This window comes from Paracoccus sp. SY, from assembly GCF_002901215.1.
GTDB lineage: Bacteria > Pseudomonadota > Alphaproteobacteria > Rhodobacterales > Rhodobacteraceae > Paracoccus > Paracoccus acridae.
This window is the reverse complement of record NZ_NWMQ01000012.1, coordinates 65,340-91,075: the sequence shown is the minus strand read 5'-3', so window position 1 is coordinate 91,075 and position 25,736 is coordinate 65,340. Positions and strand designations below refer to the sequence as shown.

The window sequence follows — 25,736 nt, the reverse complement described above, 5'->3', positions numbered from 1 at the left end:
AAAACGGAACAAAAAACAATGGCTGGCGACAAGCAGAACTTGCAGGACGCGTTCCTCAATCATGTCCGCAAGGCAAAGGTGCCTGTCACGATTTTCCTGATCAACGGCGTCAAGTTGCAGGGCGTCATCACCTGGTTCGACAATTTCTGCGTTCTCCTGCGCCGCGACGGCCAGTCGCAGCTGGTCTACAAGCACGCCATCAGCACGATCATGCCGGGCCAGCCCATTTCGCTCTATGAAGGCGAGGACTGATTGGCAGAACCCACCGAAACCGAGGCAAAGCCGACGCGGGCCTATGTGATCCACCCGGATCTGGCCGGCCGGACGCAGCGGCGCGAACCCGAACATGCCCTGGCCGAGGCGGTGGCCCTGGCCCATGCCCTGCCGGGGATCGAGATCGCGGGTGACGAGGTCGCGCGCCTGCGCAAACCCGATGCCGGGCGCCTGTTCGGCAAGGGCAAGCTGGCCGAGATTGGCGAACGGCTGAAGGATGCCGAGGTCGATCTGGTCCTGGTGGACGGTCCCGTCAGCCCCGTCCAGCAGCGCAACCTGGAAAAGGACTGGGGCGTCAAGCTTCTGGACCGGACCGGGCTGATCCTGGAAATCTTCGCCGACCGGGCGCGCACGCGCGAAGGCGTGCTGCAGGTGGAACTGGCCGCGCTGTCCTATCAGCGCACGCGGCTGGTTCGCGCCTGGACCCACCTGGAACGCCAGCGCGGGGGCCTGGGCTTCGTGGGCGGTCCGGGGGAAACCCAGATCGAGGCCGACCGCCGCGCCATCGACGAACAGATGACCCGCCTGCGCCGCCAGCTTGAGCGCGTGGTCAAGACCCGCACGCTGCACCGGGCCGCGCGGGCCAAGGTGCCTTATCCCATCGTGGCGCTTGTGGGCTATACCAACGCTGGGAAATCGACGCTGTTCAACCGCCTGACCGGCGCCGAGGTTCTGGCCAAGGACATGCTGTTCGCCACGCTGGACCCGACCATGCGCGCCATCCGCCTGCCCGGCGCGAATGGCGGGCAGGGGCGCAAGATCATCCTGTCGGACACCGTGGGCTTCATCAGCGACCTGCCCACCGAACTGGTCGCCGCCTTCCGCGCCACGCTGGAGGAGGTGCTGGAAGCCGACCTGATCCTGCATGTCCGCGACATCAGCCACCCCGAGACCGAGGAACAGGCCGCCGACGTGGCCGAGATCCTGGAAAGCCTGGGCGTGGACGAGGATGTCGCCCTGATCGAGGTCTGGAACAAGATCGACGCCCTGTCCGCCGACACCCGCGCCGCCCTGCGCCGCACCGATGCGCGCACCCAGGGCATCCAGGCCGTCAGCGCCCTTTCGGGCGAGGGTCTGGACGACCTGATCGCCGCCATCGACGCGCATCTGTCCGATGCCCTGGACGAGCCGAAGACCGAGGCGGTCGTGACGCTGCCCTTCTCGGACGGCCGTCGCCGCGCCTGGCTGCACGAGGCCGGGGTGGTTCAGCGCGAGGAAAGCGGCGAGAATGGCCTGACGTTGCACCTGCTGTGGACCGACCGCCAGAAGGCGGGCTTCGACGCACTCAGCGCCCCGGACCAAGACGACGACGCGTAGGGTGCGTGCTTGCACGCACCCTACGGTCGCAAAGCAGGTTTCAGGCTGCCCAATCCACCGGTTGCCGCCCTTGCTGTTCCAGCCAGGCGTTGATCCGCGAAAACGGCTTGCTGCCAAAGAACCCTCGCCGGGCCGAAAGGGGCGAGGGATGCGCCGTCGCGATCACCAGATCCTCCGGTCGCGGCAGCCCTGCCATCGCCTTCTGCGCATGGGCGCCCCACAGCAGGAAGGCCAGCGGGCCGTGCTTCTGCGCCTCGGCCACGGCATCGCGGGCCAGCTTGTCCCAACCCCAGGAGGCATGGCGCCCGGCATCGCCCGGCGGAACCGACAGCGAGGTGTTCAGCAGCAGCACCCCTTGACGCGCCCAACCGGACAGGTCGCCCGTGGCGGGGGCCGCGCCCATGTCGTCGCGCAATTCGGCAAAGATGTTCTTCAGCGACCGGGGCAGGGCCACCTCGGGCGCGACCGAAAACGCCAGGCCGTTGGCATGGCCCGGCGTCGGATAGGGATCCTGGCCCAGGATCACGACCCGCACCCGTTCCGGCGGCGTCGCATCCAGCGCGGCGAAGACAAGGGCGGGGCCGGGCAGCCAATCGTCCAGGCCTTCAAGCCGGTCGCGGATCGCGGGCCAGTCGCTTTGGAAGAAGGGCAAATGCGCCCAAGCCGCCGGGGGTTTCATTGTTCCGGCGCGCCGGTGATCCGGCCCAACCGGTTCAGCCGGTCCACCGCCGCCCCGCTGTCGATGGATTCGGCGGCCATGACGGCGCCTTCCCGCAGATCGCCCGCCTTGCCCGCGATCAGCAGCGCGGCGGCCGCGTTCAGCAGCACCGCATCGCGATAGGCGCCGCGTTCCCCGGCCAGAAGCGCGCGAAAGGCGGCGGCATTTTCCTGCGGCTCGCCGCCGACGATGGCCTCGAAGGGATGGCGGGGCAGGCCCGCATCCTCGGGCGTCACGGTGAATTCGCTGATGGCGCCGTCCTTCAGCGCGGCGACATGGGTTTCGCCCGCGATGCTGATCTCGTCCGTGCCATCGGCGCCGTGGACCAGCCACGCGGCCTCGCTGCCAAGGTCGCGCAGGACCTCGGCCATGGGCCTGATCCAGTCGGCGCTGAAGGCCCCCGTCAACTGCCGCTTGGCCGAGGCCGGATTGGTCAACGGTCCCAGCAGGTTGAAGACGGTTCTTGTGCCCAGTTCCGCACGTGGCGGGCCGACATGGCGCATGGCGGGATGGTGCATCGTCGCCATCATGAAGCAGATGCCCGCCTGGTCCAGGGCCTGCTGGGACACCTGCGGGCCGTTCATCACGTTGATGCCCATATGCGTCAGGGCATCGGCCGAACCCGACTTGGACGAAAGGTTGCGGTTGCCGTGCTTGGCGACCGGCACGCCCGCGCCCGCCACCACGAAGGCCGTCGCGGTCGAGATGTTCAGCGTCCCCTTGCCGTCGCCCCCTGTGCCCACGATGTCGATCGCGCCTTCGGGGGCGGTGATGCGGTTCATCCGCTTGCGCATGGCGCGGGCGGCGGCGGCGATTTCGTCCACCGTCTCGCCCCGGACGCGCAGGGCCATCAGCAGACCGCCGATCTGGGCGGGCGTGGCGGCGCCGTCGAACAGGGCGGAAAAGGCGGCCTCGGCCTCGGCTCCCGTCAGGGGGCGGGTGGCGGCGATGCCGATCAGCGGGCGGATGTCGGTGGTCATGCTGCGGCCTTTCGCGGCGCGCATCTGGCCAGGAAGGTGCGGATCATTTCGTGCCCGTATTCGGATGCGATGGATTCGGGGTGAAACTGCACGCCCTCGATCGGCAGCGCCTCGTGGATCAGGCCCATGATCGTCCCGTCGTCCGATGTCGCGGTGACCCGCAGGCAGTTGGGCAGGTCGTCGGGCCGCACCGTCAGCGAATGATACCGCGTGGCCGTCAGAGGCGAGGGCAGGTCCGCAAAGACCCCCGTGCCGTCATGGGTGATCGCGTCGGTCTTGCCGTGCATGATGCGGTTGGCGCGCACGACGGTGCCGCCGAAGGCCTCGCCGATGGCCTGGTGGCCCAGGCAGACGCCGAACAGAGGGATGGCCTTGTCGGCGGCGGCGCGGATCAGGTCCAGGCAGATGCCCGCCTGCGCCGGATCGCAGGGACCAGGCGAGATCACGATTCCGTCAGGCGCCATCGCCAGGGCCTCCTCCACACTCAGCGCGTCGTTGCGGCGCACGACGACCTCGGTCCCGGCCTCGGCCAGATAATGCACGAGGTTCCAGGTGAAGCTGTCGTAGTTGTCGATCAGAAGGATCATGAGGGCGCCCTGATATGGTGGCGGTTTCCCCGCCGGAACGGGTCCGCTATAGATGGGCCAAAGCGCGCCGGGGGGTCAAGACCGGCACGGGCAAGAAGGGACAGATGGCACGCGGTTTCTGGACAGGTCTTCTGCATGGCGGCGTGGTGGGCATCGCTGCCCTTGTCGCGCTGTCGCTGGCCACGCCCGTGCCGCAGCCCGAGCGAGATGCGCCGGCCCCGGCGCCGATCCGGGTCGCACCGCAACCGGCCGAACCGCGATCCGTCCAACCTAGGCCTGCCGATCCGCCGGCGGCGGAGGCCCCGTCTTCCGAACCTCGGACAGGCGATGCCCCGCAGACCGGCAAGGTCGATCTGCCGGTGGGTTCCGAATTCGGCAGGGGCGGGGATGCCGTGCCGCGCCTGCCCGCGCCGCTTGCCAGCGAACGCCCTGTTCCGGCCGAGGCCCCGGCGGTCATCGCCCCGACGTCCGAACCCGCGCCCGTGGCCGTGACGGCGGCCGAGCCGCGCCCGCAGCCTGCGGGCGAACAGGACGGACCCGTGCAGACGGCGCCCGACGCAGGCGAGGATGCGCCGCAACTGGACCGTCCCGCCGTGCTGGCCCAGCCCAGCCTGCCCGCCGCGCCGGGTCGTGCCGTGGCCGATGCCCCCGACGAAGCGCCCGCGATGCCGCTGGACCTGCCCGGCAGCCCGGCGCCGGATCTGCCCGCGCCCACGCTGGACCTGTCCCTTCCCCCCGACCTGACCGATCTGCAAGGCTTGTCCCGTGATTGATGGCGCACCCCTGAATCCCGCCCTGGCCGCCGCCTTCCCGCCCCCCGTGATGGAGGCGCGGCGCTGGCTGGCGGGCCTGTCCTTTCCGCCCGGCCGCCCGCTGATCAATGTCAGCCAGGCGGCCCCCGTCGATCCGCCGCCGCTGGCCCTGCGGCAGGCGATGGCGGATGCGGCGCTGAACCGGCCGAACGCGCATCTTTATGGCCCGGTACTGGGTAACCCGGACCTGCGTGCGGCCGTGGCCGGGGAATTTTCCCGCAGCTATGGCGGAACGGTCGAACCGGGGCAGGTTGCGATCACGCAAGGCTGCAACCAGGCCTTCTGCGCCGCGATCACCACGCTGGCGCAGGCGGGGGACGAGGTCATCCTGCCGACGCCTTGGTATTTCAATCACAAAATGTGGCTGGACATGCAGGGGATCCGCGCGGTGCCCTTGCCCTGCGGCGACGACCTTCTGCCCGACCCCGACAGGGCCGCCGGGCTGATCGGCCCACGCTGCCGCGCCATCGTGCTGGTGACGCCCAACAATCCTTCGGGGGCGGAATATCCGGCGGACCTGGTGCGGCGGTTTTTCGATCTGGCGCAGGACCGGGGCATCGCGCTGATCCTGGACGAAACCTATCGCGACTTCGACAGCCGCAGCGGCGCGCCGCACGACCTTCTGGCCCGGCCCGACTGGGACCGGACGGTGATCCAGCTTTACAGCTTTTCCAAGGCCTATCGGCTGACCGGACATCGGGTGGGGGCCTTGATCGCGTCCGAAAGCCGCATGGCCCAGGTCGAGAAGTTCCTGGACACCGTCGCCATCTCCACCTCGCAACTGGGCCAGATCGGCGCCTTGTGGGGGATGGAGAACCTGCGCGACTGGCTTGCAGGGGAACGGGCCGGGATCCTGTCGCGGCGCGATGCGACGGTGGCGGCGCTGTCGTCGCTGCCCGGTTGGCGGGTGAAAAGCGCGGGCGCCTATTTCGCCTGGGTGCAGCATCCGCTGGCCGAATCCTCGGCCATCCTGGCGCCGCGGATGGTGCGCGATATCGGGGTTCTGGCGCTGCCCGGCACCATGTTCATGCCGTCCGACGACCCCGAAGGCGCGCGCCACCTGCGCATCGCCTTCGCCAATGTCGACGCCGGAGGCATCGCTCAACTGGCCGAGAGACTGCGTGGCCTGGGGGGCTGACAGGCTTGTGGCAGGGCCGCGCGCGCCCTAAAGACAGGTCCGACACGACAAGGGGAAGGCGCCGGGCATGAAGAACCTGCGGACACATGGGAAATCGACGATCGTCTGGGTGCTGATGGGCCTGATGGTTCTGGGCCTTGGCGGTTTTGGCGTGACCAGCTTCTCGGGCGGATCGACGACCATTGGATCGGTCGGCGACACGACGATCACCGCCGACGACTATGCCCGCGCGTTGCGCAACCAGATGAACGCCTATCAGCAGCAGACGGGCCAGCCGATCAGCATGGCGCAGGCGCAGGCCATCGGCCTGCCGCAGGCGGTCCAGTCCCAGTTGATCACCGCCGCCGCGCTGGAGGAACAGGCCCGCCGGATCGGCGTGGCCGTGGGGGACGAAAAGGTCCGCCAGACGATCCTGGAAGCCCCGGCCTTCCGCGGCCCGACCGGCAGCTTCGACCGCGCCGCCTATGCCGAGGTGCTGCGCCGCGAAAACCTGTCCGAGGCCGAGTTCGAGCGCGAAATCCGCAATGACGAGGCGCGCCTGCTGATCCAGCAGGCGGTGGCGGGCGGCGTCTCCGCCCCCGAACCCGCGGTCGAGACGACGGCGAAATGGATCCTGGAACGCCGCGATGTCGCCTGGCGCGAACTGACTGCGGACATGCTGCCCGCCCCGGTGGCCGAACCCGACGACACGACGCTGACGGCTTGGCACAGCGCCAATGCGGATCGCTTCACCGCGCCTGAGTTGCGCAAGATCACCTATGTCTGGCTGACGCCCGAGATGTTGGCCCCGACCGTCGAACTGGACCAGGACGCGCTGCGTGCGGCCTATGACGCCAATATCGACGAATACCAGCGGCCCGAACGCCGGTTGGTCAGCCGCCTTGTCTTCCCTTCGGCCGAGGAGGCGGAGGCCGCGAAGACGCAGATCGACGCGGGCACGGCCCCCTTCGAGGCCTTCGTGCTGCAGCGCGGCCTCCAGCCCGAGGATGCCGAGTTGGGCGAGGTGTCGCAGGCCGATCTGGGCACCGCCGGAGAGGCCGTCTTTGCCGCCGCAGAGCCCGGCGTCGTCGGCCCCGTCCAGACCGACCTTGGCCCCGCGCTGTTTTCCGTCCACGCGATCCTGGAGCCGGTGAACATCCCCTTCGAGGAGGCGCAGAAGGACCTGCGGGCCGAGGCAGCCATTGATCGCGCCGCCCGCATCATCGAGGATCGCACCGCCGAATACGAGGATCTGCTGGCGGGCGGCGCCACCCTGGAACAGGTGGCCGAGGAAACCGAACTGGAACTGGGCAGCATCGACTGGTCTGCCGGGGCCACGCCGGAAGAAGGCAGCATCGCAGGCTATCAGGCGTTCCGCGATCGTGTGCAGGAAATCTCGGAAGCGGATTTCCCGGAACTGGCCAGCCTGGACGACGGCGGCGTCTTCGCCCTGCGCCTGGATGAGGTGGTGCCCCCGACCCTGCGCCCCTTCGAGGAGGTCCGGGCCGAGGTCGAGGCGGACTGGCGGCGTGCCGAGACGCAGCGTCAGCTTCTGGCCCTGGCCGAGGAACAGCGTCTGTCCCCGCCGGCGCCCGAGGGCCAGCCCGCCCCCGAATGGACCGAGGTCGAGGACATCACCCGCGACGGCTGGATCGAGGGTGTTCCCGCCGAGGCCGTGTCCCGCGCCTTCGCGATGTCGGCAGTCGGCGATATCGAGATCGTGGATGCGGAAGGCCGCGTGATCCTGCTGCGTCTGGATGCCATCGACCAGGCCGACCTGACCACCGAGGATGCGCAGCGCATTACCGGTGCCGTCGGCGACCGGCTGGGCCAGTCCTTGCAGTCGGACATCTTCGATTACTATGCCCGCGCGGTGCAGCGCGAGGCGGGGATCACGCTGGATCAGCAGGCCATCAACGCCATCAATGCGCAGGTCCAGTGATGGAACTGACCCCCGATTTCGCCGCCTTCGAGTCGGCGTGGAAAGCCGGGCAGAACCAGCTTGTCACCATCCGTCTGGCCGCAGACCTGGACACGCCCGTCAGCCTGATGCTGAAGCTGGCGGAAGCCGCGCCCATGTCCTTCATGCTGGAATCGGTCACGGGCGGAGAAATCCGCGGCCGCTATTCCATCATCGGCATGAAGCCCGACCTGATCTGGGATTGCCGGAACGGCCATGCGCGCATAAACCGCCAGGCGCGGTTTTCCGACGATTTCCAACCTGATGACCGCCCCGCGCTGGACAGCCTGCGGGCGCTGATCGCGGAAAGCCGGATCGAGACGATGCCCGACGGCGTGCCGCCGGTCGCGGCGGGCCTGTTCGGATATCTGGGCTATGACATGATCCGGCTGGTTGAACATCTGCCGGACGTGAACCCCGACCCGCTGGACCTGCCCGACGCCATGCTGATGCGCCCGTCGGTAGTGGCGGTCCTGGACGGCGTGAAGGGCGAGGTGACGTTGTGCGCGCCCGCCTGGCACGACGGGACCGACAATGCCCGCGCGGCCTATGCCCAGGCGGCGGAACGCGTCATGGATGCGCTGCGGTCGCTGGACCGTCAGCCCTCGGAACCCCGCGCCCTGGGCCAGGATGCCCGGATAGGGGAACCGGTGTCGAACTTCTCCAAGGCCGACTATCTGGCGGCGGTGGAAAGGGCCAAGGACTATATCCGCGCGGGCGACATCTTCCAGGTCGTGCCAAGCCAACGCTGGCGGATGGATTTCCCGCTGCCGCCGCTTGCGCTCTATCGCAGCCTGCGCCGCACCAATCCCTCGCCCTTCATGTTCTTCCTGAACCTGGGCGGCTTCCAGATCGTCGGCGCATCGCCCGAAATCCTGGTGCGCCTGCGCGACGGAGAGGTGACGATCCGCCCCATCGCCGGCACCCGCCCACGCGGCGCCGACGAGGCCGAGGATCGCGCGCTGGAAGCCGATCTGCTGGGCGACCAGAAGGAACTGGCCGAACACCTGATGCTTCTGGACCTGGGCCGCAACGATGTGGGCCGCGTGGCCAAACCGGGGACGGTGAAGCCTACGGAACAGTTCGTCATCGAACGATACAGCCATGTCATGCACATTGTCAGCAACGTCGTGGGCGAATTGCGCGAGGGCGAGGATGCCTTGTCCGCCCTGCTGGCGGGCCTGCCCGCGGGCACGGTGTCGGGCGCGCCCAAGGTCCGCGCGATGGAGATCATCGACGAGTTGGAGCCCGAGAAGCGCGGCGTTTATGGCGGTGCCGTGGGCTATTTCGCCGCCAATGGCGAGATGGACATGTGCATCGCGCTGCGCACGGGCGTGCTGAAGGACGGTGCGCTGTATATCCAGGCCGGGGGCGGGGTCGTCTATGACAGCGACCCGGAATCCGAATTCATGGAAACCGTGAATAAAAGTCGCGCCCTGCAGCGCGCGGCGGAAGGCGCTGCGCGCTTCGTGCGCAGCAACTGAAACGGAAACGGCCCCCTGGACAGGGGGCCGTCGGTGCCGTGATCGTCAAACCGATCAGTTGGTCGCCGGGGCGGTGCCTTCCGCCGGTTCGGCGGCAGCATCGTCCTCGGGTTCCATGGCCGCATCCGTGGGCGGGGTTGCGGGCGTTTCGGCGGTGTCGGCCGGTGCCTCCATCGGCTCGGTCGTCGTGGTGGTCGCGGCATCGGTGCCGGTCATCGCCGGATCGGTCGTGGTCGCCGGGGCGGTGCCGGTCATCGCGGGATCGGTCGTGGCTGCAGCCGAATCCGGGGTTGTCGCCATGGTGCCGTCGGTGGCCATGCCGCCGCCTGCCGCACCTTCGGTGCCCATGGCGTCCGGTGCCGCTTCCTGTTCGCGGAAGACGTATTCCGGGGCAGCCTCGGCCTCTTCCTTGGTCAGGTCGCTGCTGATTTCCTGGGCGTCATAGTTGATGGTCAACTGATCCCACGGAACGGCGATCTGCTTTTCGCCGATCCCCAGGAAGCCGCCCACGCCGATCACGGCCGCCTTGACCGTGCCCGCCTCGCCATCGATGATCACGTCATTGATCTCGCCGATGGCTTCACCCTCGGGGGAATTCACGGTCGCGTCGGTGATCCAGTCGATCCGCAGTTCATTCGCGGCCTGTTCCTGTTCGACCTTGCCGCTTGCCGCGACGTCGGCTTCGGCAGCAGCGTCGGCCGCGGCTTCGGTGTTCTCGCCCGCGGGCATTTCGGCCGCGGGGGCGGCATCGGTCCTCATTGGGGCGGTGGTCGCATCCGTCGCGGGATCGGCAGGGGCAGGCGTCGTCGCGGTGTCCTGGGCGAACGCCGGACCCATCATCAGTGGCAGGATCATGGCCGTGCCGAGCATCAACTTGCGCATGTCTTTCCTCCTATATTTCCGCGCATTCGTTCGATGCGCGATTGAGGAGACAATGCCCAATCGGCCGGCAGGTTCCGGCCGAGGGGTCCAAAAATAGGCTGCGTCCGGCCTCAGTCCTCGCCGCGATAGGGCTGGACGTATTGCAGCGCCATGTCCCAGGGGAAGAAGATCCAGGTGTCCTGGCTGACCTCGGTCACATAGGTCTGGACCATCGGCTTGCCCTTGGGCTTGGCATAGACGGTCCCGAAATGCGCCTTGGGATACATCTCTCGGATCAGTTCCAGGGTGCGGCCCGAATCCACCAGGTCGTCGATCACCAGGATGCCTTCGCCATCGCCCATCAGGGCCGGATCGGGGTGGTTCAGGACCTCAAGCTGGCCTTGGCCCGCCTCGGCGCCGACGCCCTTGTAGGACCGGATCGAGATCGAATCGATGGTGCGGATGTCCAATTCGCGCGCCACGATCATCGCGGGCACCAGCCCGCCGCGCGTCACGGCGACGACCGCGCGCCAGTCGGTCCCGTCCAGGCGCCAGGCAAGCGCGCGGGCGTCGCGGTGCAACTGGTCCCAGCTGACGTGGAAACCCTTCTCGTGGGGCAGGCGGTCGATCATGGCAGTCCCTCTTTCAGTGGCGCAGGATCAGCGACAGGCCCAGCAGCCCGATCGCCATACCAGCCGCGCGGTCGATCCAGAATTTCGCGGCATAATACCTGCGCCGAAGCCAAGGCAAAGCCATCAGCGACGCCAGCGCGGTATAAAATGCCAGTTCGACGGATACTGCCGTGGCGTAAATCGCCAGCTTGTCCCCGGCGGACAGCATCACGGGAAAGATCGACAGCAGCACCGCGGAATAGAACAGCGCGGGCTTGGGGTTCGACAGGTTCAGCATCATCCCGCCGAAAAAGCCCATCTCCAGGCTGCTTTCCGCCGGGTCCGGCAAGGGGTCGGACGCATGGCGCCACATCTTGAAGGCGATCCAGACCAAATAGGCCCCGCCCAGGATCTTCAGCGCCACATAGGTCCAGGGCAGCGCGCGAAAGATCACCGTCAGGCCCAGCAGCGCAAAGATGCACCAGACCGACGCGCCGACCGCCAGGCCCCAGCCATAGGGCAGGGCGCGCCTGCGGCCCAGGGCAAAGGCGCTTTGGCTGACGGCGATGACGCCCGGACCCGGCGACAGGATGGCCACGGACAGCGTGCCAATGAACAGGGCAAGCTGATCGGCGGTGATGGACATCAGGACCGGTCAGTCCTTCTTGACGGTCGCGATGTCGGGCGCGTCAACGGCCTTCATGCCGACGACATGATAACCGGCATCGACGTGATGCGTCTCGCCCGTCACGCCCGCGCCCAGATGCGACAGCAGGTAGATGGCCGAATTGCCCACATCCTCGGTCGTGACGTTGCGGCGCAGGGGCGAGTTCAGTTCGTTCCATTTCATGATATAGCGGAAATCGCCGATGCCGCTGGCCGCCAGGGTCTTGATCGGGCCTGCGCTGATCGCATTCACGCGGATCCCGTCCTTGCCCAGATCCTCGGCCAGATAGCGCACGCTGGCTTCCAGGGCCGCCTTGGCCACCCCCATCACGTTGTAATGCGGCATCACCCGTTCGGCGCCGTAATAGGTCAGCGTCAGCAGGCTGCCGCCGTTGGGCATCATCGCCGATGCGTGACGCGCAACGGCCGTGAACGAATAGACCGAGATGTCCATCGTCATCATGAAATTGTCGCGCGTCGTGTCGGCATAGCGGCCGCGCAGCTGGTCCTTGTCGGAAAAGCCGATGGCATGGACCACGAAGTCCAGGCTGCCCCATTCCTGTTCAAGCGTTTGAAACAGCTTCTCGATGGATGCCTCGTCGCTGACATCGCAGGGCAGGACCAGCGACGACCCCAGTTGCGCGGCCAGGGGATCGACCCGCTTCTTCAGCGCCTCGCCCTGGTACGAGAAGGCAAGTTCGGCACCTTCGTTTGCCACGGCGCGGGCGATGCCCCAGGCGATCGACTTGTCGTTCGCCAAACCCATGACAAGGCCGCGCTTGCCAGCCATCAATCCCCGCTTCTGCTCGCTTGACATGTGCCGCCTCTCGCGCTTTCAACCCTTTGTGAAAGGTGCTTAGGCCAAAGGGTTGCAAGCATCAAGCGCAAGGAAAGCACCATGGCTGATCGAGACGGTTTGTTTGCGGGCGACGACCCCTTCGACATCGCGCGCCGCTGGTTGGCCGAGGCCGAAAAGACCGAGCCGAACGATCCCAATGCCATTGCCCTTGCCACGGTGGACGCGGACGGCATGCCCGATGCACGCATGGTTCTTCTGAAGGAAATCGAGGGGCAGGGCGCCGACGGAGGCTTTGTCTTCTACACCAATTACGACAGCGCGAAGGGCCGGCAGATCGCATCCACTGGCAAGGCAGCCTTTGTCATGCATTGGAAAACCCTGCGCCGCCAGGTCCGCGTGCGCGGCCATGTCACCCGTGTCGAAGGCCCGCAGGCCGACGCCTATTACAACAGCCGCGCCCTACAAAGCCGGATCGGGGCCTGGGCCTCTCGGCAGTCGCAGCCGCTGGAAAGCCGTGGCGCGCTGCTGGCCGAGGCTGCGCGCCAAGGCCTGCGCCACGGCGCAAATCCCCCCCGGCCGCCGTTCTGGGGCGGGTTCAGGATCGCCCCGACGCAGATCGAGTTTTGGGCAGATGGCGCTTTCCGGTTGCATGACCGCTTCCGCTGGGACAAAGAGGCGACCGGTGTATGGATTGTAGAGCGGCTTTCACCCTAGGGCTTGACGAAAGGCCCCCGGTGGCTGACCATGGGTGATGGGCGCTGATCAGCAAGGTGCCTTTGTCTTCCGTAAGCGACCGCCGCTTTGCAGGCACAGGAATTGAACGGTTGGATTGGTTGATTTCGGGGCAGGACAAGACGCGCTGAGCGCATGTGGTGGGAAGATGACGGATGAGAGAGGACTGAAGCTGGTTTCTGGGCTGGTCAAGTGGTTTGACCCGACCAAGGGCTATGGCTTCATCCTGAACGAAGAAGGCGGTGCGGACATTCTGCTGCACGCCAACGTTCTCAGGAATTTCGGACGCAGTTCGGTCGCCGATCAGTCCCGCGTGACCGTCTGGATGCAGCCGACGCAGCGGGGCCTTCAGGCCACCGAGGTTGTTTCGATCGAGCCTCCGTTGTCGGAGGGTCCGCCGATCGCGGACCTGGACAATGGCGTGATCGAGCATCTGGAGGCGCTGCCCTTGCGGCCCGCCCGCGTCAAGTGGTTCGACAAGGCCAAGGGCTTCGGCTTTGCCAATATCTTCGGCCATCCCGACGATGTTTTCCTGCATGTCGAGGTGCTGCGCCATTCCGGCTTTGCCGACCTTGCCATCGGCGAGGCGATCGGCATCCGCGTGGTCGAAGGTCCGCGCGGCCTGATGGCGGCCCAGGTGACAAGCTGGGATCGTGGCGCCGAGAAGGGCGCCAGTTCCCTGAATGCCGCAAGCCTTGGCGATCAAGTGCAGGACATCAAGGATTTCATGGCGCATGTCGCTGAATAAGGCCGCGATTGCGGCCTTTTTCCTTTCGCTGGGATGGTCCGGCCCTTCTGCTGCCGATGTGGCCTGCGCGCCCGACCGGGTGATCTTCCAGACCTCCGATGGACCTGTCGCATTTCAGGTCGAACTGGCCGATGACGAGGCCGAACGCGCCCAGGGACTGATGTTCCGCAAGTCCCTGGAACGGGGCAGTGGCATGTTGTTCGTCTATGACACGCCCCGGGCGGTCAGCTTCTGGATGCGAAACACCTATATTCCCCTGGATCTGGTCTTTCTGGACCAGTCGGGCGTGATCCGGCATATCCATTCCCGTGCCGTTCCCCTGGACGAAACGCCCATTCCCGGTGCGGCCCCCGGCGATCCCGACCCCGATCGCCAGATGATTCTGGAAATCGGCGGCGGCGAGGCCGAGCGTCTGGGCCTGGCCGTGGGCCAGCCCATGGCCCATCCCCGGCTGCATCAGGATTTGGCAGCACTTCCCTGCGGCTAGGGCTTTCCCCCGCCGACGCGATCCGCTAAACGGAACGCGTCGGGGCGTAGCGCAGCCTGGTAGCGCGACGGTTTTGGGTACCGTAGGCCGGAAGTTCGAATCTTCTCGCCCCGACCACCGCCTTCATTCCGCCGCCCTCACCGCCATCGGGTTGTTCGGATGCGTGGTCCAGTTGGCATAGGTGCCGCGGCGGATGCCGGTGCGCAGGTCCATCTCGCCCACAGCCAGTTCGCGCATGTCGATGCAGTTTTCCACCGGGCAGACGTCCAGGCACAGGTTGCAGGCGACGCATTCCTCCTCGATCACCTCGAAGACGCGGCCGGGCTTCATGGCGATGGCCTGGTGGCTGGTATCCTCGCAGGCGGCATAGCAGCGGCCGCATTTGATGCACAGATCCTGGTCGATCCGGGCTTTGGTGACATAGTTCAGGTTCAACTGGTTCCAGTCGGTCACGTTGGGCACCGCCCGCCCGATCAGGTCCGACATCGCCATGTCGTGGCTGTCCAGATAGTCGCGCAGGCCCGAGATCATCTCCTGCACCACCTTGAAGCCATAGGTCATCGCGGCCGTGCAGACCTGCACCGTGCCCGCGCCAAGGGCCATGAACTCGGCCGCGTCGCGCCAGGTCGTCACCCCGCCGATGCCGCTGATGGGCAGGCCGTAAGTGGCGGGGTTGCGCGCGATCTCGGCCACCATGTTCAGGGCGATGGGCTTGACGGCGGGGCCACAGTAACCGCCATGCGCGCCCTTGCCGTCGATGGTGGGTTCGGGGGCGAACAGGTCCAGATCGACGCTGGTGATGCTGTTGATGGTGTTGATCAGGCTGACCGCGTCGGCGCCGCCGCGCATCGCGGCCTCGGCCGGTTTGCGGACATCGGTGATGTTGGGCGTCAGCTTCACGATGCAAGGCATGCGCGAGTATTGCTTGACCCAGCGTGTCACCATCTCGATGTATTCGGGCACCTGGCCCACGGCGCTGCCCATGCCGCGTTCGGACATGCCGTGCGGGCAGCCGAAGTTCAGTTCCACGCCGTCGGCGCCGGTATCCTCGATCCGGGCCAGGATGTCGCGCCAGCTATCTTCGTCGCAGGGCACCATCAGCGAAATGACCAGGGCGCGGTCGGGATAGTCGCGCTTGACCGACTTGATCTCTCGCAGGTTCACCTCCAGCGGGCGGTCGGTGATCAGTTCGATGTTGTTGATCCCCAGGACGCGGCGGTCGGGGCCGTGGATAACCCCATAGCGCGGGCCGTTCACGTTGACGACGGGCGGGCCTTCGGCGCCCAGGGTCTTCCACACCACGCCGCCCCAGCCGGCCTGGAAGGCGCGGCGGACGTTGTATTCCTTGTCGGTGGGCGGGGCGGATGCCAGCCAGAACGGGTTGGGAGACTTGATTCCGATGAAATTGCTGCGCAGGTCGGCCATGATGGATCTCCTCAGCCGGGAATCTCGACCGGGCGTCCGGTCAGGTGGGCGTCGATGTCTTCGGCGGCGTCGCGGCCTTGGGCCACGGCGGTGACGGTCAGGTCGTCGCCGCCTGCCGCGCAGTCGCCGCCGGCCCAGACGCCGGGGATGCTGGTGCGGCCAGGGCCTGCGACGCCGATCTTGCCGCCGTCCAGTGCCAGGTCCTGCGGCACGCCGTCCAGCCGCTGGCCGATGGCGCGGAACAACTGGTCGGCCTTCAGGCGGAAGCGGTCGTCGGTCAGGTGCAGCCCGCCATCGGGATCGACTGCGGTATAGGCGAACTCGACCTCGACCACGGTGCCGTTGCCATGGACCTTGACCGGCGCGGCGTTGCAGATGATGCGGACGCCGCTGGCCGTGGCATGGTCCTGTTCGTGGCGGCTGGCGCCCATCTGCGACTGGTCGCGGCGATAGACGATGGTGACGTTTTCGGCGCCCAGCAGTCGTGCCTGCACGGCCGCATCCACTGCCGTCATGCCGCCGCCGATCACCACCACGTCGCGGCCGATGGGCAGGGTGGTCAGGTCGCTGGCCTGGCGCAGGTTGCGGATGAAGCTGACCGCGTCCAGCACGTTCCCACGTTCCTCGCCCTCGGCCCGCAGAGCGTTGACGCCGCCAAGGCCCATGCCCAGGAACACGGCGTCGTATTCGGCCCGCAGCGTATCCAGGCTGATGTCGCGGCCCAGCCGCTGATCGTGGCGCAACTCGATCCCGCCGATACCCAGGATCCAGTCCACTTCGGCCTGGGCAAAGCCGTCCACGGCCTTGTAGCTGGCGATGCCGTATTCGTTCAGCCCGCCCGGCTTGGGCCGCGCCTCGAAGATCGTGACATCGTGGCCCTTGGCGGCCAGCCGGTGCGCGCAGGCAAGGCCGGCGGGACCCGCGCCCACGACCGCGATGCGCTTGCCCGTGGAGGCTGCGCGGCGGAACGGGTGGCCGTCCTGCGCCATCAGCCCGTCGGTGGCGTATCGCTGCAGCGCGCCGATCTCGACCGGGTCGCCTTCGGCATCCATGCGCACGCAGGCGCCTTCGCAGAGGTTCTCGGTCGGGCAGACCCGGGCGCACATGCCGCCCAGGATGTTGGCGTGAAAGATCGTCATCGCCGCCGCATCGGGCGTGCCTGTCGCGATCTGGCGGATGAACAGCGGAATGTCGATGCTGGTCGGGCAGGCGGTGATGCAGGGCGCATCGTGGCAGAAATAACAGCGGTCGGCCGCGACGCGCGCCTCGTGCCGGGTCAGGGGCGGTGCGACATCGGCAAAGTTCACCGCGAGTTCATGGGGGGTAAGGCGGCCGGGAACGACGCCCGGCGCCAATCTTGCTTGGGACATTTACGTCTCCTGGCTCACCTGTTGGCAAGAATCAGGCTGACACAGGCCGAATTTTTTATCAAATGGTAAAACTTCGCGGAACGTGGTTTGCGGAAATTTCAGGCAGGCAGGTCTAGGATGGCCGCCAGCCCCCCCATTGCCGACCGTTCCAGCCGCAGGCCGCCGCCATGCAGCGCCGCCAGATCCGCCACGATGGCCAGCCCCAGCCCCGACCCCGAGGCACCGTGTTCATCCAGCCGTCCCCCGCGGATCAGCGCGCGGGGGGCGTCGGTTTCCGTCATTCCCGGACCGTCATCCTCGATGCGGATGGTCAGGGCGGGGGAATGGGAAACGGTGATCGCCAGATGAGAGCGCCCCCATTTCACCGCGTTGTCGCAAAGGTTGCCGATCATCTCCTCCAGATCCTGCCGTTCGCCTGCGAAGGCGGCACCGGCAGGGCAGTCGATCCGGGCGGTCATGTCCTTGTCCTGCATGGGCCAGCGCAGGACCATCAGGATGTCGTCGACGACCGGCCGCACGGGGGTCCGCTGTCCCAGGACGCGCGGTCCGGCGGATCGGGCGCGGCGCAGATGCCAGCCGATCAGCCGGTCCATGCGGGTGATCAGCGCCTGACCGCGATGATCGGGGGGCAGTTCGTTCGCCAGCGCCGCGAGGGGCGTCTTCAGCGAATGGGCCAGGTTCCCCAGATGCTGTCGCGACCGGGCCAGAAGATCGGCGTTCTGATCGAGGGCCGCGTTGATTTCCGCTGTCAGGGGTCGCAACTCGCTGACATCGGGCAGGGCCAGCCGGTCGCGGGTTCCTGCGCGGACCCGGGCCAGGTCGCGGCGCAGACGATCCAGGCTGGTCAGCCCCGCCGTCACCTGCACCACGCTGGCAAGGGCCAGCACGATCCCCAGGACGACAAGCGCGATGCCCAGCGGGCGGCTGATCTGGCGCAGGCTGTCGTCGATCTGCGCGCGAGGCGCGGTGACAGTCACGGCAATCCGCACCCCCTCGTCCGGCAGCGTCACCTGGCGGCGCAGCACGCGCAGGGCCGCGCCATCCGCGCCGACCCCCAGGCCACCCGTGAATGCGCCGGCCGGTCCCCGCAGCAACCCGTCCAGCAGCGAATCGGAACGGGCAATGACCCCGGCATCGGATGCGACCTGCCAGTACCAGCCGCTGAACGGCAGCCCGAAGCGGGGATCCGTCGGCGGGTCGTCCAGTTCAATCCGGCCTTCGTCGTCCATTTCAAGCGACGCGATCAATCCGTCCGCGACGGCCGCCATTTCGGCGTCGAAGCGGTCGGTGATGAAATCCCTCAGCAGCGAGGAGATGAACAGGAACGCCGCCAGCAGGGCCGCCGCCAGCCAGACCGCCGCCAGAAGCAGCAGCCGCCCCCGGATCGACCCCGTCACGCAGGCGCCCGCAGCAGATAGCCTTCGCCACGGCGGGTCTCGATCACGCCGTCGCCGACCTTGCGGCGCAACCGGCCGATCACGACCTCGATGGATTTGAAGTCGCGGTCGGATTCGGCCTCGTACAGGTGGTCGGACAGTTCGGTGCGGCTGACAACCCGGTTCTGGTGCAGCAGCAGATAGGACAGGATCCGCGACTCGAATCCGGTCAGCTTCAGCGCCACCCCGTCGCGGGTGATGACGCCCAATTGGCTGTCCAGCACCAGGGCGCCAGCGCGGATCACCGGGCGGGCATGGCCTGCCGCGCGGCGGATCAGGGTCTGGCAGCGCAAGACGACCTCGTCCAGGCGGAAGGGCTTGACGGCGTAATCGTCGGCCCCGGCGCGGAAACCGGCCACCTTGTCGGTCCAGTCGCCCCGCGCGGTCAGGATCAGGACCGGCATCGCCAGCCCCGCATCGCGCCAACGGGTCAGAACCTCGATCCCCGGCATGCCGGGCAGGCCCAGATCCAGGACGGCGACGTCATAGGATTCCGTGGCCCCCAGATATTCGCCTTGCACGCCATCCGCCGCGCAGTCCGTGACAAAGCCCGCATCGCGCAGGGCGGCTGCCAGTTGCCCGGACAACAGGGGATCATCCTCGACGATCAAGGCTCGCATGGGGGTTCCTTCATTGCACAGGCTTGCGGGCTTCCAACTGGCCGCGGCCGGACACCGACAGGAAGCGACCGCTGCGGGCGTCGATGCGGATGTCCATCAGGTTGCCCTGCGGGGTCAGAAGCCGGAACTGATAGACCAGTTCCGCGCCCAGGTCGCGTTCATGCGGCATCGGCGCGCGGGTATCGGCAGCCAGCAGCCTGCCCTCGTAACGATCGGCGACCGAGGCGGCGATTTCGTGAAAGGGCAGGGGCTGGAACTGTTCGATCACCTGCGGCGCGACATCCAGGGCCGTCGCCGGGGCGCAGGTCGCAAGGATCAGGGCAAGGGCGCGCATCGGGTTCATGCCGCCAGCATAGCCGCCGGAACCCAAATGGAAACCAAACGAGCCATTGGCGATTCGTTCGGCGACAAGGGGCTAGGACATGATTCGTCAGGGCCTTGCCGCCCGAAGAATTGAAAGGATACCGACATGGCCATTCGCAGATTCACCACCTCGGCCGCGATGCTGGCGCTGATCGCCGGGATCGGCACAGGCTCGATGGCGCAGACCGCAGCGCCTGCGCCGGGCGACCTGCCTGCGCCCCTGGCCGGGCTGAACCTCGGCAATCTTGAAGTCGAGACGAAGCGCGACGGCATGCGCGAGATCGAGGGGCGCACCGCCGATGGGATCGACATCGAGGCCCGGGTGAACATGGCCGGCAACCTGGTCGAGGTCGAGGCGGATGGCGGCGCCTTGCCGCAATCGCTGACCGACGCCCTTGTGCCTGCCGAGTTGCGCGGCCAGCAGGTGATGGGCTTGTTCGGATCCATCACCGAGGTGAAGCAACGCCCCGATCACATCGAGATCAAGGGCCGCCAGCCCAGCGGAGCCGAGATCGAGGTGAAGTTCGACCGCCAGAACACGCTGATCGGGGTCGAGGTGGATGATGCCGCGATCCCCGCCGACCTGATCGACACGCTGCTTCCCCAGGCCGTGCGCGACAATGAAGTGATTGCGCAGTTCGACCGCATCGACGAGATCGGCAACCGCAACGGCCGCGTGATGGTCAAGGGCGAGGATGCGACTGGCGAGGATATGCGCGCCGAATTCGACGCAGACGGCCGCGTGCTGCGCTTTGGCCGCGAGGATGGGCCACGCGGTGACCGGCGCGAGGAACGCCGCAGCGAGCGCGGTCCCGGCCACGGCGAGCGTGGGATGCGTCCGGGCGGTCATGCCATGCACGGGAACCGGCCCCATGGAATGCGCCCGATGGGCCGCGATGACGGTCGTCCTGCCGCCCTTCCGGCGAATTTCGACAGCGTGGCCGTCAATCAGCGGCTGACCGGCGCCGGCTATACCGCCTTGGGTCTTTTGCACGCCCACGGTCCGCGCCTGCTGCTGGATGCCACGAACCCGCAGGGCGAGCCGGTGACGCTGGAACTGGATCCCAAGGGCGAAGTGGTCCGCGAAATGGCCCGCTGAACGCAGGCACGGGACGGGGCGGGAAGCCGTCCCAACCCCTTCGGGCGATATGGCGATCCCTGCCGGTGTGAAAGCCAATCCCGGCCAAGGCCATGAAGCCTTGGCGACGCAGGTCGGCCCGACCCGCTTTCGGCCCAGCCAATGAAGGGCAGGCTCATGCGGGATGCGATCGCGTGCGGCCCTTGGGGTCGCAGGGGGCAAAGAAGAAGGGGGGCTGTCTGCCCCCCATCCCGTTCCGGGATTCCCCCCGAGGATATTTCGGCACAGAAGATGGATCAGTCGAAGGCGCGGTCGGTGATCAGATGGGTGAAGGCCCCTTCCGGCGCTTTCGAGATCACCGGGTCGGATCCGCCCGCCATCAGCGTGTCCACGGTGCGCTGATAATCGGCCTCGTCCAGGGTGCCGTCGCTGCCTGCGGTCAGCTTGCCGATCTCGGTGACCATGCGGACCTGATGGTCCAGGGTCTGGGCGCCGGTCTCGTCATTGTCGAGCACGATCTGGGCGGCTTCCTCGGGGTTTTCCTCGGCATATTTCCAGCCCTTCATGCTGGCGCGGACGAATTTCACCAGGTCGGTGACCTTGGCATCGTCCTGCAGCGTGCTTTCCAGGACATAGAGGCCGTCTTCCAGGGTGGCGACGCCCTGGTCCTCGTATTTGAAGGTCACCAGATCCTCGGGCGCGATGCCGGCGTCCAGGACCTGGCCGTATTCGTTATAGGTCATGGTGCTGATGCAGGCGGCCTGCTTTTGCAGCAGCGGATCGACGTTGAAGCCCTGCTTCAGGACCGTGACGCCATCGGGGCCGCCTTCGGTGGACAGGCCAAGCTGGCTCATCCAGGACAGGAACGGATATTCGTTGCCGGAAAACCAGACGCCCAGGGTCTTGCCCTTGAAGTCGGTCTTGGGATCGGTGATGCCGCTTTCCTTGAGGCAGGTCAGCATCATGCCCGACGCCTTGAAGGGCTGCGCGATGTTGACCAGCGGCAGGCCCTTTTCGCGGGCGGCCAAGGCGGCTGGCATCCATTCGACGATCACATCCGCGCCGCCGCCCGCCAGCACCTGCGTGGGCGCGATGTCGGGGCCGCCCGGAAGGATGGTGACGTCAAGGCCTTCTTCCTCGTAGAAGCCTTTGTCCTTGGCGACGTAATAGCCCGCGAACTGCGCCTGGGTGACCCATTTCAATTGCAGGGTCAGTTCCTGCGCGCCCGCGCCGCCCGCCGCCAGGGCGAATGCGGCACCCAGCATCAATGTCTTCATCTTCCCTCTCCTGTCATATGGGGCATCAGCCCCGTTGAGGACGCTGCGACGGGTGCCAGAACGTCACCTTCTTTTCGATCAGCGCCACGATGCCATAGAACAGCGATCCCGCGATTGCCGCCACAAGGATCTCCCCCCAGACCAACGGCAGATCCAGCCGCCCCACCGCGGTCGAGATGCGAAAGCCCATGCCCTTGGTCGGGCTGCCGAAGAATTCCGCGACAATGGCGCCGATCAGGGCCAGGGTGGTGGTGATCTTCAGCCCGTTGAACAGAAAGGGCATGGCGGCGGGCAGGCGCAGCTTCCACAGGCTTGCCCAATAAGGCGCGGCCCAGGTCGCCATCAGGTCGCGCTGCATGGGATCGGTCGCGGCAAGGCCCGCCACCATGTTCACCAGGATCGGGAAGAACACCATCACCACGACCACGGCCGCCTTGGACTGCCAGTCGAAGCCGAACCACATCACCAGGATCGGCGCGATGCCGACAATGGGCAGGGCGGCGACGAAGTTGCCGATAGGCAGCAGCCCGCGCTGCAGAAAGGGGCTGCGGTCGATGGCGATGGCGGTCGCGATGGCGGCACCCGCCCCGATCAGCCAGCCGGTCAGCGCCCCCTTGACGATGGTCTGCACGAAATCGGTCCACAGGATCGCGGTATTGGCGGCGAAGCTGGCGCCGATCTGGCTGGGCGCGGGAAGGATCACGGGTGGGATGGCATAGATGCGGACGATCATCTCCCACAGGATCAGGATCGTGGCGCCGAAGATCAGCGCCACCGCAAGCCGGCTCACACGGGTGTCGAAGCGCGACAGCCAGGTATTCAGGGCCAGGGCGCCCAGCCAGACGGCGATGACGGGCAGGGCGCTCATCGTGCAAGCCCCATGCGCCGCAGGGTCAGCCGTTCCAGCGCGCCGATCAGCATGACCAGCACGGCGGCCAGGATCGCGGCCGCGAACAGCGCCGACCAGATCTGCACCGTCTGCCCGTAATAGCTGCCCGACAGAAGCCGCGCCCCAAGCCCCGCCGTGGCGCCTGCCGGAAGCTCGCCCACGATGGTGCCGACAAGGGCCGCGGCAATGGCGACCTTGAGGCTGGCGAACAGATAGGGCAGCGAACTGGGCAGCCGCAGCCGCCAGAACTGTTGCGCGCGGGACGCATTCCAGCTGTGCATCAGGTCAAGCTGCATCGCGTCGGGCGTGCGGAACCCCTTGACCATGCCGACCAGCACCGGGAAGAAGGACAGCCAGGCCGCGATGATCGCCTTGGGCAGCAGCCCGGTCACGCCCATGCTGGCAAAGACCACGATCACCATCGGCGCGATGGCCAGGATCGGCACCGTCTGGCTGGCGACCGCCCAGGGCATCACCGACTGGTCCATGGCGCGGTTGTGGACGATGCCCACCGCCAGCCCGATCCCCGCCACCGTGCCGATGGCAAAGCCCGCCAGCGTCGCCGACAGCGTGACCCAGCCATGCCAGACCAGGCTGCGCTTCGAGGTGATGCTTTGCCCCGCGATCCCCTCCCACAAGCCCGCCGCCACCTGATGCGGTGCGGGCAGGACAGGGCGTTCCAGCGTGAGCGTCTGGCGGATCAGGTCGCCTGTGGTCAGCACCGTGTCGGCGCGGGCCGCCTGGTCCCGCACCCAGGGGGCGTTCATCCAGACCGCCGCCAGATACCAGATGGCAACGATGGCCAACAGCACGGTCAGGATGGGCAGGGCGCGCCCGAACCCGCGCCCCAGGACGCCCGGTCCCAAGGGGATCGCGGACTCAGTCATACCCGTGCCCTTCGCGCAGCCCTTCGCGCACCTGCTGGGCCAGGGCGATGAATTCGGGGGTGTCGCGGATCTCCAGCGGGCGGTCGCGGGGCAGGGGGCTGTCGATGATGCGCGTGATCCGCCCCGGACGCGGCGACATGACGACGATTTTGGTGGAGAGATAGACCGCCTCGGGGATGGAATGGGTGACGAAGCCGATGGTCTTGCCGGTCTTCTTCCACAGATCCAGCAGCGCCTCGTTCAGGCGGTCGCGCACGATCTCGTCCAGGGCGCCGAAAGGTTCGTCCATCAGCAGGATGTCGGCATCAAAGGCCAGGGCGCGGGCGATACTGGCGCGCTGCTGCATCCCGCCCGACAATTGCCAGGGATACTTGGCCCCAAAGCCCGCCAGGTCCACCAAATCCAGCACACGCTGGGTCCGCTGCGCGCGGTCGGCGTGGGAAAAGCCCATGATCTCCAGCGGCAGGCTGATGTTTCCGGCGATGGTGCGCCAGGGATAGAGCCCCGGCGCCTGGAAGACATAGCCATAGGCCCGCTGCCGCCGCGCCTGGTCCGGGGACATTCCCGCCACCTCCAGCGTGCCGGCGGTCGGCGTCTCAAGCGCGGCGATGGCGCGCAGGAAGGTCGTCTTGCCGCAGCCCGAGGGGCCGATGAAGCTGACGAAATCGCCCCGCTCGATGGTCAGGCTGACGTCCTTCAGCGCATGGACGGGGCCGTCGGCGGTCTGGAAGGTCAGGGAAACGTCGCGGGCCTGGATGACGGTCAAGTCACACCCCGCTTGCCGGGATGCCCGACCGTTCCACCGGGCGCGGGGCGGTCAGTTCCTTCCAGGCAGACAGCGCGCGGTTCACCGTGCCGCGCGGCTCTCGGGCGACGAATTCGCCATGGCCTTCGCGGCTATCCAGCCTGCCGCCGTCCACCGCCACATGCCCGCGCGTCAGGACATAACGCGGCAGGCCCTTCACGCGCTGCCCCTCGAAGACGTTATAGTCGATGGCCGACTGCTGGCTGTCCGCCGCGATGGTCTTTTCGGCCTCGGGATCCCAGACGACCAGATCGGCGTCGCTGCCCACCAGAACCGCGCCCTTGCGGGGATACATCCCCAGGATCTTGGCGATATTGGTCGAGGTGACGGCCACGAATTCATTGGGCGTCAGCCGCCCGGTCGCGACCCCATGCGTCCACAGCATCGGCATCCGGTCCTCCAGCCCCCCGGTCCCATTGGGGATCTTGGTGAAGTCGCCGATGCCGGTCCGCTTCTGCCGGGTCGTGAAGGCGCAGTGATCGGTCGCCACCACGGACAGCGATCCCGATTGCAGCCCCGCCCAAAGGCTGTCCTGGTGCAGCTTGTTGCGGAAAGGGGGCGACATGACGCGGCGGGCAGCATGGTCCCAGTCAGGGTTGAAATATTCGCTTTCGTCCAACGTCAGGTGCTGGATCAGAGGCTCGCCCCAGACGCGCTTGCCTGCCGCGCGGGCGCGGCGGATCGCCTCGTGGCTGTCCTCGCAGGATACATGGACCACATAGAGCGGCACCCCCGCCATGTCGGCCACCATGATGGCGCGGTTGGTGGCCTCGCCCTCGACCTGCGGGGGGCGGGAATAGGCGTGGGCCTCGGGGCCGGTATTGCCTTCGGCCAGCAGCCGGGCAGACAGTTCGGCCACCACGTCGCCGTTCTCGGCATGGACCATCGCCACGCCGCCCAGGTCGCCCACCCGGCGGAAGCTGGCAAACAACTCGTCGTCATTCACCATCAGCGCGCCTTTGTAGGCCATGAAATGCTTGAAGCTGGTGATGCCGCGATCCACCACCGCCGCCATCTCGTCGAAGACCTGCTGGTCCCACCAGGTCACCGCCATGTGGAAGCTGTAATCGCAATGCGCGCGGCCCGACTTGTTGTCCCACATCTGCAGCGCGTCCAGAAGTCCCTGGCCGGGCGAGGGCAAGGCGAAATCCACCACCATCGTCGTCCCGCCCGCCAGCGCCGCCCGCGTGCCGCTGTCGAAATCGTCGGCCGAATAGGTGCCCATGAAGGGCATCTCAAGATGCGTATGCGGGTCGATCCCGCCCGGCATCACATAGCAGCCGGTGGCGTCCAGCACCTTGTCGCCGGTCAGGCCCTGGCCGATGGCCGCGATGCGCCCGCCCTCGACCAGCACATCGGCCTTGTAGGACAGATCGGCGGTGACGATGGTGCCGTTGCGGATGACCGTGCTCATGGATGCCCTCATCTTCTGTG

The 25,736-nt window shown here is 67.2% G+C and carries 27 protein-coding genes and 1 tRNA gene; 11 read left to right on the top strand and 17 right to left on the bottom strand.

The genetic code is table 11. From position 1 onward, the window contains the following. The first annotated feature begins 18 nt into the window (after positions 1-18). Both hfq and hflX read left to right on the top strand, forming a co-directional pair. On the top strand, positions 19-252 hold the full coding sequence (gene hfq / locus CK944_RS11650) for an RNA chaperone Hfq (protein WP_020949330.1): 234 nt from the start codon (positions 19-21) through the stop codon (positions 250-252). Further along, on the top strand, positions 253-1,590 hold the full coding sequence (gene hflX, locus CK944_RS11645; protein WP_103173227.1) for a GTPase HflX: 1,338 nt from the start codon (positions 253-255) through the stop codon (positions 1,588-1,590). A 40-nt stretch (positions 1,591-1,630) separates the two neighbouring features. On the opposite strand, the gene CK944_RS11640 is transcribed toward hflX, so the two are convergent. Genes CK944_RS11640 through CK944_RS11630 form a run of 3 tightly spaced genes read right to left on the bottom strand, consistent with a single transcriptional unit; the run spans position 1,631 to position 3,875 of the window. After that, a complete protein-coding gene (locus CK944_RS11640) occupies positions 1,631-2,269 on the bottom strand; it encodes a uracil-DNA glycosylase (RefSeq protein WP_103173226.1) in 639 nt (212 codons plus the stop codon). Then, the gene (trpD, locus tag CK944_RS11635) at positions 2,266-3,288 is read right to left on the bottom strand and encodes an anthranilate phosphoribosyltransferase (protein ID WP_103173244.1); all 1,023 of its coding nucleotides are present in this window, start codon (positions 3,286-3,288) and stop codon (positions 2,266-2,268) included. The genes CK944_RS11640 and trpD overlap by 4 nt, the downstream gene beginning before the upstream one ends. After that, on the bottom strand, positions 3,285-3,875 hold the full coding sequence (locus CK944_RS11630; protein ID WP_103173225.1) for an aminodeoxychorismate/anthranilate synthase component II: 591 nt from the start codon (positions 3,873-3,875) through the stop codon (positions 3,285-3,287). The genes trpD and CK944_RS11630 overlap by 4 nt, the downstream gene beginning before the upstream one ends. Positions 3,876-3,979: 104 nt before the next feature. Here CK944_RS11630 and CK944_RS11625 point away from each other — a divergent pair, with 104 nt between their 5' ends. The 4 genes from CK944_RS11625 (at position 3,980) to trpE (ending at position 9,248) form a co-directional block, all read left to right on the top strand. Beyond that, positions 3,980-4,648: a hypothetical protein gene (locus CK944_RS11625; protein WP_146038645.1), complete on the top strand. Its 669-nt coding sequence runs from the start codon at positions 3,980-3,982 to the stop codon at positions 4,646-4,648. Next, positions 4,641-5,825 carry an aminotransferase gene (locus tag CK944_RS11620; protein WP_256388119.1) on the top strand — a complete coding sequence of 395 codons (1,185 nt, stop codon included), beginning with the start codon at positions 4,641-4,643 and terminating at the stop codon, positions 5,823-5,825. The genes CK944_RS11625 and CK944_RS11620 overlap by 8 nt, the downstream gene beginning before the upstream one ends. A 67-nt stretch (positions 5,826-5,892) precedes the next feature. Further along, positions 5,893-7,746, top strand: coding sequence for a peptidylprolyl isomerase (locus CK944_RS11615; protein WP_239986050.1), 1,854 nt, complete (start codon positions 5,893-5,895; stop codon positions 7,744-7,746). Then, on the top strand, positions 7,746-9,248 hold the full coding sequence (gene trpE / locus CK944_RS11610) for an anthranilate synthase component I (RefSeq protein ID WP_103173223.1): 1,503 nt from the start codon (positions 7,746-7,748) through the stop codon (positions 9,246-9,248). Before CK944_RS11615 ends, trpE begins: the two co-directional genes overlap by 1 nt. Positions 9,249-9,302: 54 nt before the next feature. Here the strand turns inward: trpE and CK944_RS23745 are convergent, their stop codons facing one another. From CK944_RS23745 to fabI, 4 genes are all read right to left on the bottom strand, one after another. Beyond that, entirely contained in the window at positions 9,303-10,130 is an 828-nt protein-coding gene (locus CK944_RS23745; RefSeq protein ID WP_239986049.1) for a PRC-barrel domain-containing protein, read from the bottom strand. Between the two features lie 110 nt (positions 10,131-10,240). After that, positions 10,241-10,741: a xanthine phosphoribosyltransferase gene (gpt, locus tag CK944_RS11600; protein ID WP_103173222.1), complete on the bottom strand. Its 501-nt coding sequence runs from the start codon at positions 10,739-10,741 to the stop codon at positions 10,241-10,243. 13 nt (positions 10,742-10,754) lie between these two features. Further along, positions 10,755-11,366, bottom strand: a complete 612-nt coding sequence (locus CK944_RS11595; RefSeq protein ID WP_239986048.1) for a LysE family translocator — start codon at positions 11,364-11,366, stop codon at positions 10,755-10,757. A 9-nt stretch (positions 11,367-11,375) separates the two neighbouring features. Next, the gene (fabI, locus tag CK944_RS11590; RefSeq protein WP_103173221.1) at positions 11,376-12,203 is read right to left on the bottom strand and encodes an enoyl-ACP reductase FabI; all 828 of its coding nucleotides are present in this window, start codon (positions 12,201-12,203) and stop codon (positions 11,376-11,378) included. 60 nt (positions 12,204-12,263) lie between these two features. On the opposite strand from fabI, the gene pdxH reads away from it, so the two are divergent. The 4 genes from pdxH (at position 12,264) to CK944_RS11570 (ending at position 14,269) form a co-directional block, all read left to right on the top strand. Next, complete coding sequence (gene pdxH, locus CK944_RS11585; protein WP_256388120.1) at positions 12,264-12,899, top strand: pyridoxamine 5'-phosphate oxidase; 636 nt, start codon at positions 12,264-12,266, stop codon at positions 12,897-12,899. A gap of 166 nt (positions 12,900-13,065) precedes the next feature. Beyond that, the gene (locus CK944_RS11580; protein ID WP_103173219.1) at positions 13,066-13,665 is read left to right on the top strand and encodes a cold-shock protein; all 600 of its coding nucleotides are present in this window, start codon (positions 13,066-13,068) and stop codon (positions 13,663-13,665) included. Next, a complete protein-coding gene (locus CK944_RS11575; protein WP_103173218.1) occupies positions 13,652-14,152 on the top strand; it encodes a DUF192 domain-containing protein in 501 nt (166 codons plus the stop codon). The genes CK944_RS11580 and CK944_RS11575 overlap by 14 nt, the downstream gene beginning before the upstream one ends. A 40-nt stretch (positions 14,153-14,192) precedes the next feature. Beyond that, positions 14,193-14,269: transfer RNA gene (locus tag CK944_RS11570), tRNA-Pro, on the top strand. 6 nt (positions 14,270-14,275) lie between these two features. On the opposite strand, the gene preA is transcribed toward CK944_RS11570, so the two are convergent. The 5 genes from preA to CK944_RS11545 all read right to left on the bottom strand — a co-directional run bounded on the left by preA (position 14,276) and on the right by CK944_RS11545 (position 19,346). After that, positions 14,276-15,577: an NAD-dependent dihydropyrimidine dehydrogenase subunit PreA gene (preA, locus tag CK944_RS11565; protein WP_103173217.1), complete on the bottom strand. Its 1,302-nt coding sequence runs from the start codon at positions 15,575-15,577 to the stop codon at positions 14,276-14,278. Positions 15,578-15,588: 11 nt separating this feature from the next. Next, positions 15,589-16,947 (bottom strand): NAD(P)-dependent oxidoreductase, encoded by a 1,359-nt coding sequence (locus tag CK944_RS11560; protein WP_103173216.1) that lies wholly within the window; start codon positions 16,945-16,947, stop codon positions 15,589-15,591. A gap of 98 nt (positions 16,948-17,045) precedes the next feature. Then, entirely contained in the window at positions 17,046-18,344 is a 1,299-nt protein-coding gene (locus CK944_RS11555) for a HAMP domain-containing sensor histidine kinase (protein WP_103173215.1), read from the bottom strand. Further along, a complete protein-coding gene (locus tag CK944_RS11550) occupies positions 18,341-19,003 on the bottom strand; it encodes a response regulator transcription factor (RefSeq protein ID WP_103173214.1) in 663 nt (220 codons plus the stop codon). Before CK944_RS11550 ends, CK944_RS11555 begins: the two co-directional genes overlap by 4 nt. A 10-nt stretch (positions 19,004-19,013) precedes the next feature. Next, positions 19,014-19,346 (bottom strand): PepSY domain-containing protein, encoded by a 333-nt coding sequence (locus tag CK944_RS11545; protein ID WP_158247993.1) that lies wholly within the window; start codon positions 19,344-19,346, stop codon positions 19,014-19,016. Positions 19,347-19,472: 126 nt separating this feature from the next. Between CK944_RS11545 and CK944_RS11540 the strand changes: the two genes are divergently transcribed. Next, positions 19,473-20,465 (top strand): hypothetical protein, encoded by a 993-nt coding sequence (locus tag CK944_RS11540; RefSeq protein ID WP_103173212.1) that lies wholly within the window; start codon positions 19,473-19,475, stop codon positions 20,463-20,465. Positions 20,466-20,740: 275 nt separating this feature from the next. Here the strand turns inward: CK944_RS11540 and CK944_RS11535 are convergent, their stop codons facing one another. The 5 genes from CK944_RS11535 to hydA are packed head-to-tail and all read right to left on the bottom strand — an operon-like array spanning position 20,741 to position 25,716. Beyond that, positions 20,741-21,721 (bottom strand): ABC transporter substrate-binding protein, encoded by a 981-nt coding sequence (locus CK944_RS11535; protein WP_103173211.1) that lies wholly within the window; start codon positions 21,719-21,721, stop codon positions 20,741-20,743. Positions 21,722-21,746: 25 nt separating this feature from the next. Beyond that, the gene (locus CK944_RS11530) at positions 21,747-22,589 is read right to left on the bottom strand and encodes an ABC transporter permease (protein ID WP_103173210.1); all 843 of its coding nucleotides are present in this window, start codon (positions 22,587-22,589) and stop codon (positions 21,747-21,749) included. Next, positions 22,586-23,497 carry an ABC transporter permease gene (locus CK944_RS11525; RefSeq protein ID WP_103173209.1) on the bottom strand — a complete coding sequence of 304 codons (912 nt, stop codon included), beginning with the start codon at positions 23,495-23,497 and terminating at the stop codon, positions 22,586-22,588. The genes CK944_RS11530 and CK944_RS11525 overlap by 4 nt, the downstream gene beginning before the upstream one ends. Next, positions 23,490-24,263: an ABC transporter ATP-binding protein gene (locus CK944_RS11520; RefSeq protein WP_103173208.1), complete on the bottom strand. Its 774-nt coding sequence runs from the start codon at positions 24,261-24,263 to the stop codon at positions 23,490-23,492. The genes CK944_RS11525 and CK944_RS11520 overlap by 8 nt, the downstream gene beginning before the upstream one ends. A 1-nt stretch (position 24,264) precedes the next feature. After that, positions 24,265-25,716, bottom strand: a complete 1,452-nt coding sequence (hydA, locus tag CK944_RS11515) for a dihydropyrimidinase (protein ID WP_103173207.1) — start codon at positions 25,714-25,716, stop codon at positions 24,265-24,267. Positions 25,717-25,736 lie beyond the last annotated feature (20 nt).

What these genes read in the sequence shown, in the direction of transcription:
- hfq (WP_020949330.1), top strand. Translation starts at nt 19, where the DNA reads ATGGCTGGCGACAAGCAGAACTTGCAGGACGCGTTCCTCAATCATGTC.
- CK944_RS11640 (WP_103173226.1), bottom strand. Translation starts at nt 2,269, where the DNA reads ATGAAACCCCCGGCGGCTTGGGCGCATTTGCCCTTCTTCCAAAGCGAC.
- trpD (WP_103173244.1), bottom strand. Translation starts at nt 3,288, where the DNA reads ATGACCACCGACATCCGCCCGCTGATCGGCATCGCCGCCACCCGCCCC.
- CK944_RS11630 (WP_103173225.1), bottom strand. Translation starts at nt 3,875, where the DNA reads ATGATCCTTCTGATCGACAACTACGACAGCTTCACCTGGAACCTCGTG.
- CK944_RS11625 (WP_146038645.1), top strand. Translation starts at nt 3,980, where the DNA reads ATGGCACGCGGTTTCTGGACAGGTCTTCTGCATGGCGGCGTGGTGGGC.
- CK944_RS11615 (WP_239986050.1), top strand. Translation starts at nt 5,893, where the DNA reads ATGAAGAACCTGCGGACACATGGGAAATCGACGATCGTCTGGGTGCTG.
- trpE (WP_103173223.1), top strand. Translation starts at nt 7,746, where the DNA reads ATGGAACTGACCCCCGATTTCGCCGCCTTCGAGTCGGCGTGGAAAGCC.
- CK944_RS23745 (WP_239986049.1), bottom strand. Translation starts at nt 10,130, where the DNA reads ATGCGCAAGTTGATGCTCGGCACGGCCATGATCCTGCCACTGATGATG.
- gpt (WP_103173222.1), bottom strand. Translation starts at nt 10,741, where the DNA reads ATGATCGACCGCCTGCCCCACGAGAAGGGTTTCCACGTCAGCTGGGAC.
- CK944_RS11595 (WP_239986048.1), bottom strand. Translation starts at nt 11,366, where the DNA reads ATGTCCATCACCGCCGATCAGCTTGCCCTGTTCATTGGCACGCTGTCC.
- fabI (WP_103173221.1), bottom strand. Translation starts at nt 12,203, where the DNA reads ATGTCAAGCGAGCAGAAGCGGGGATTGATGGCTGGCAAGCGCGGCCTT.
- CK944_RS11580 (WP_103173219.1), top strand. Translation starts at nt 13,066, where the DNA reads ATGACGGATGAGAGAGGACTGAAGCTGGTTTCTGGGCTGGTCAAGTGG.
- CK944_RS11575 (WP_103173218.1), top strand. Translation starts at nt 13,652, where the DNA reads ATGTCGCTGAATAAGGCCGCGATTGCGGCCTTTTTCCTTTCGCTGGGA.
- preA (WP_103173217.1), bottom strand. Translation starts at nt 15,577, where the DNA reads ATGGCCGACCTGCGCAGCAATTTCATCGGAATCAAGTCTCCCAACCCG.
- CK944_RS11560 (WP_103173216.1), bottom strand. Translation starts at nt 16,947, where the DNA reads ATGTCCCAAGCAAGATTGGCGCCGGGCGTCGTTCCCGGCCGCCTTACC.
- CK944_RS11550 (WP_103173214.1), bottom strand. Translation starts at nt 19,003, where the DNA reads ATGCGAGCCTTGATCGTCGAGGATGATCCCCTGTTGTCCGGGCAACTG.
- CK944_RS11545 (WP_158247993.1), bottom strand. Translation starts at nt 19,346, where the DNA reads ATGAACCCGATGCGCGCCCTTGCCCTGATCCTTGCGACCTGCGCCCCG.
- CK944_RS11540 (WP_103173212.1), top strand. Translation starts at nt 19,473, where the DNA reads ATGGCCATTCGCAGATTCACCACCTCGGCCGCGATGCTGGCGCTGATC.
- CK944_RS11535 (WP_103173211.1), bottom strand. Translation starts at nt 21,721, where the DNA reads ATGAAGACATTGATGCTGGGTGCCGCATTCGCCCTGGCGGCGGGCGGC.
- CK944_RS11530 (WP_103173210.1), bottom strand. Translation starts at nt 22,589, where the DNA reads ATGAGCGCCCTGCCCGTCATCGCCGTCTGGCTGGGCGCCCTGGCCCTG.
- CK944_RS11525 (WP_103173209.1), bottom strand. Translation starts at nt 23,497, where the DNA reads ATGACTGAGTCCGCGATCCCCTTGGGACCGGGCGTCCTGGGGCGCGGG.
- hydA (WP_103173207.1), bottom strand. Translation starts at nt 25,716, where the DNA reads ATGAGCACGGTCATCCGCAACGGCACCATCGTCACCGCCGATCTGTCC.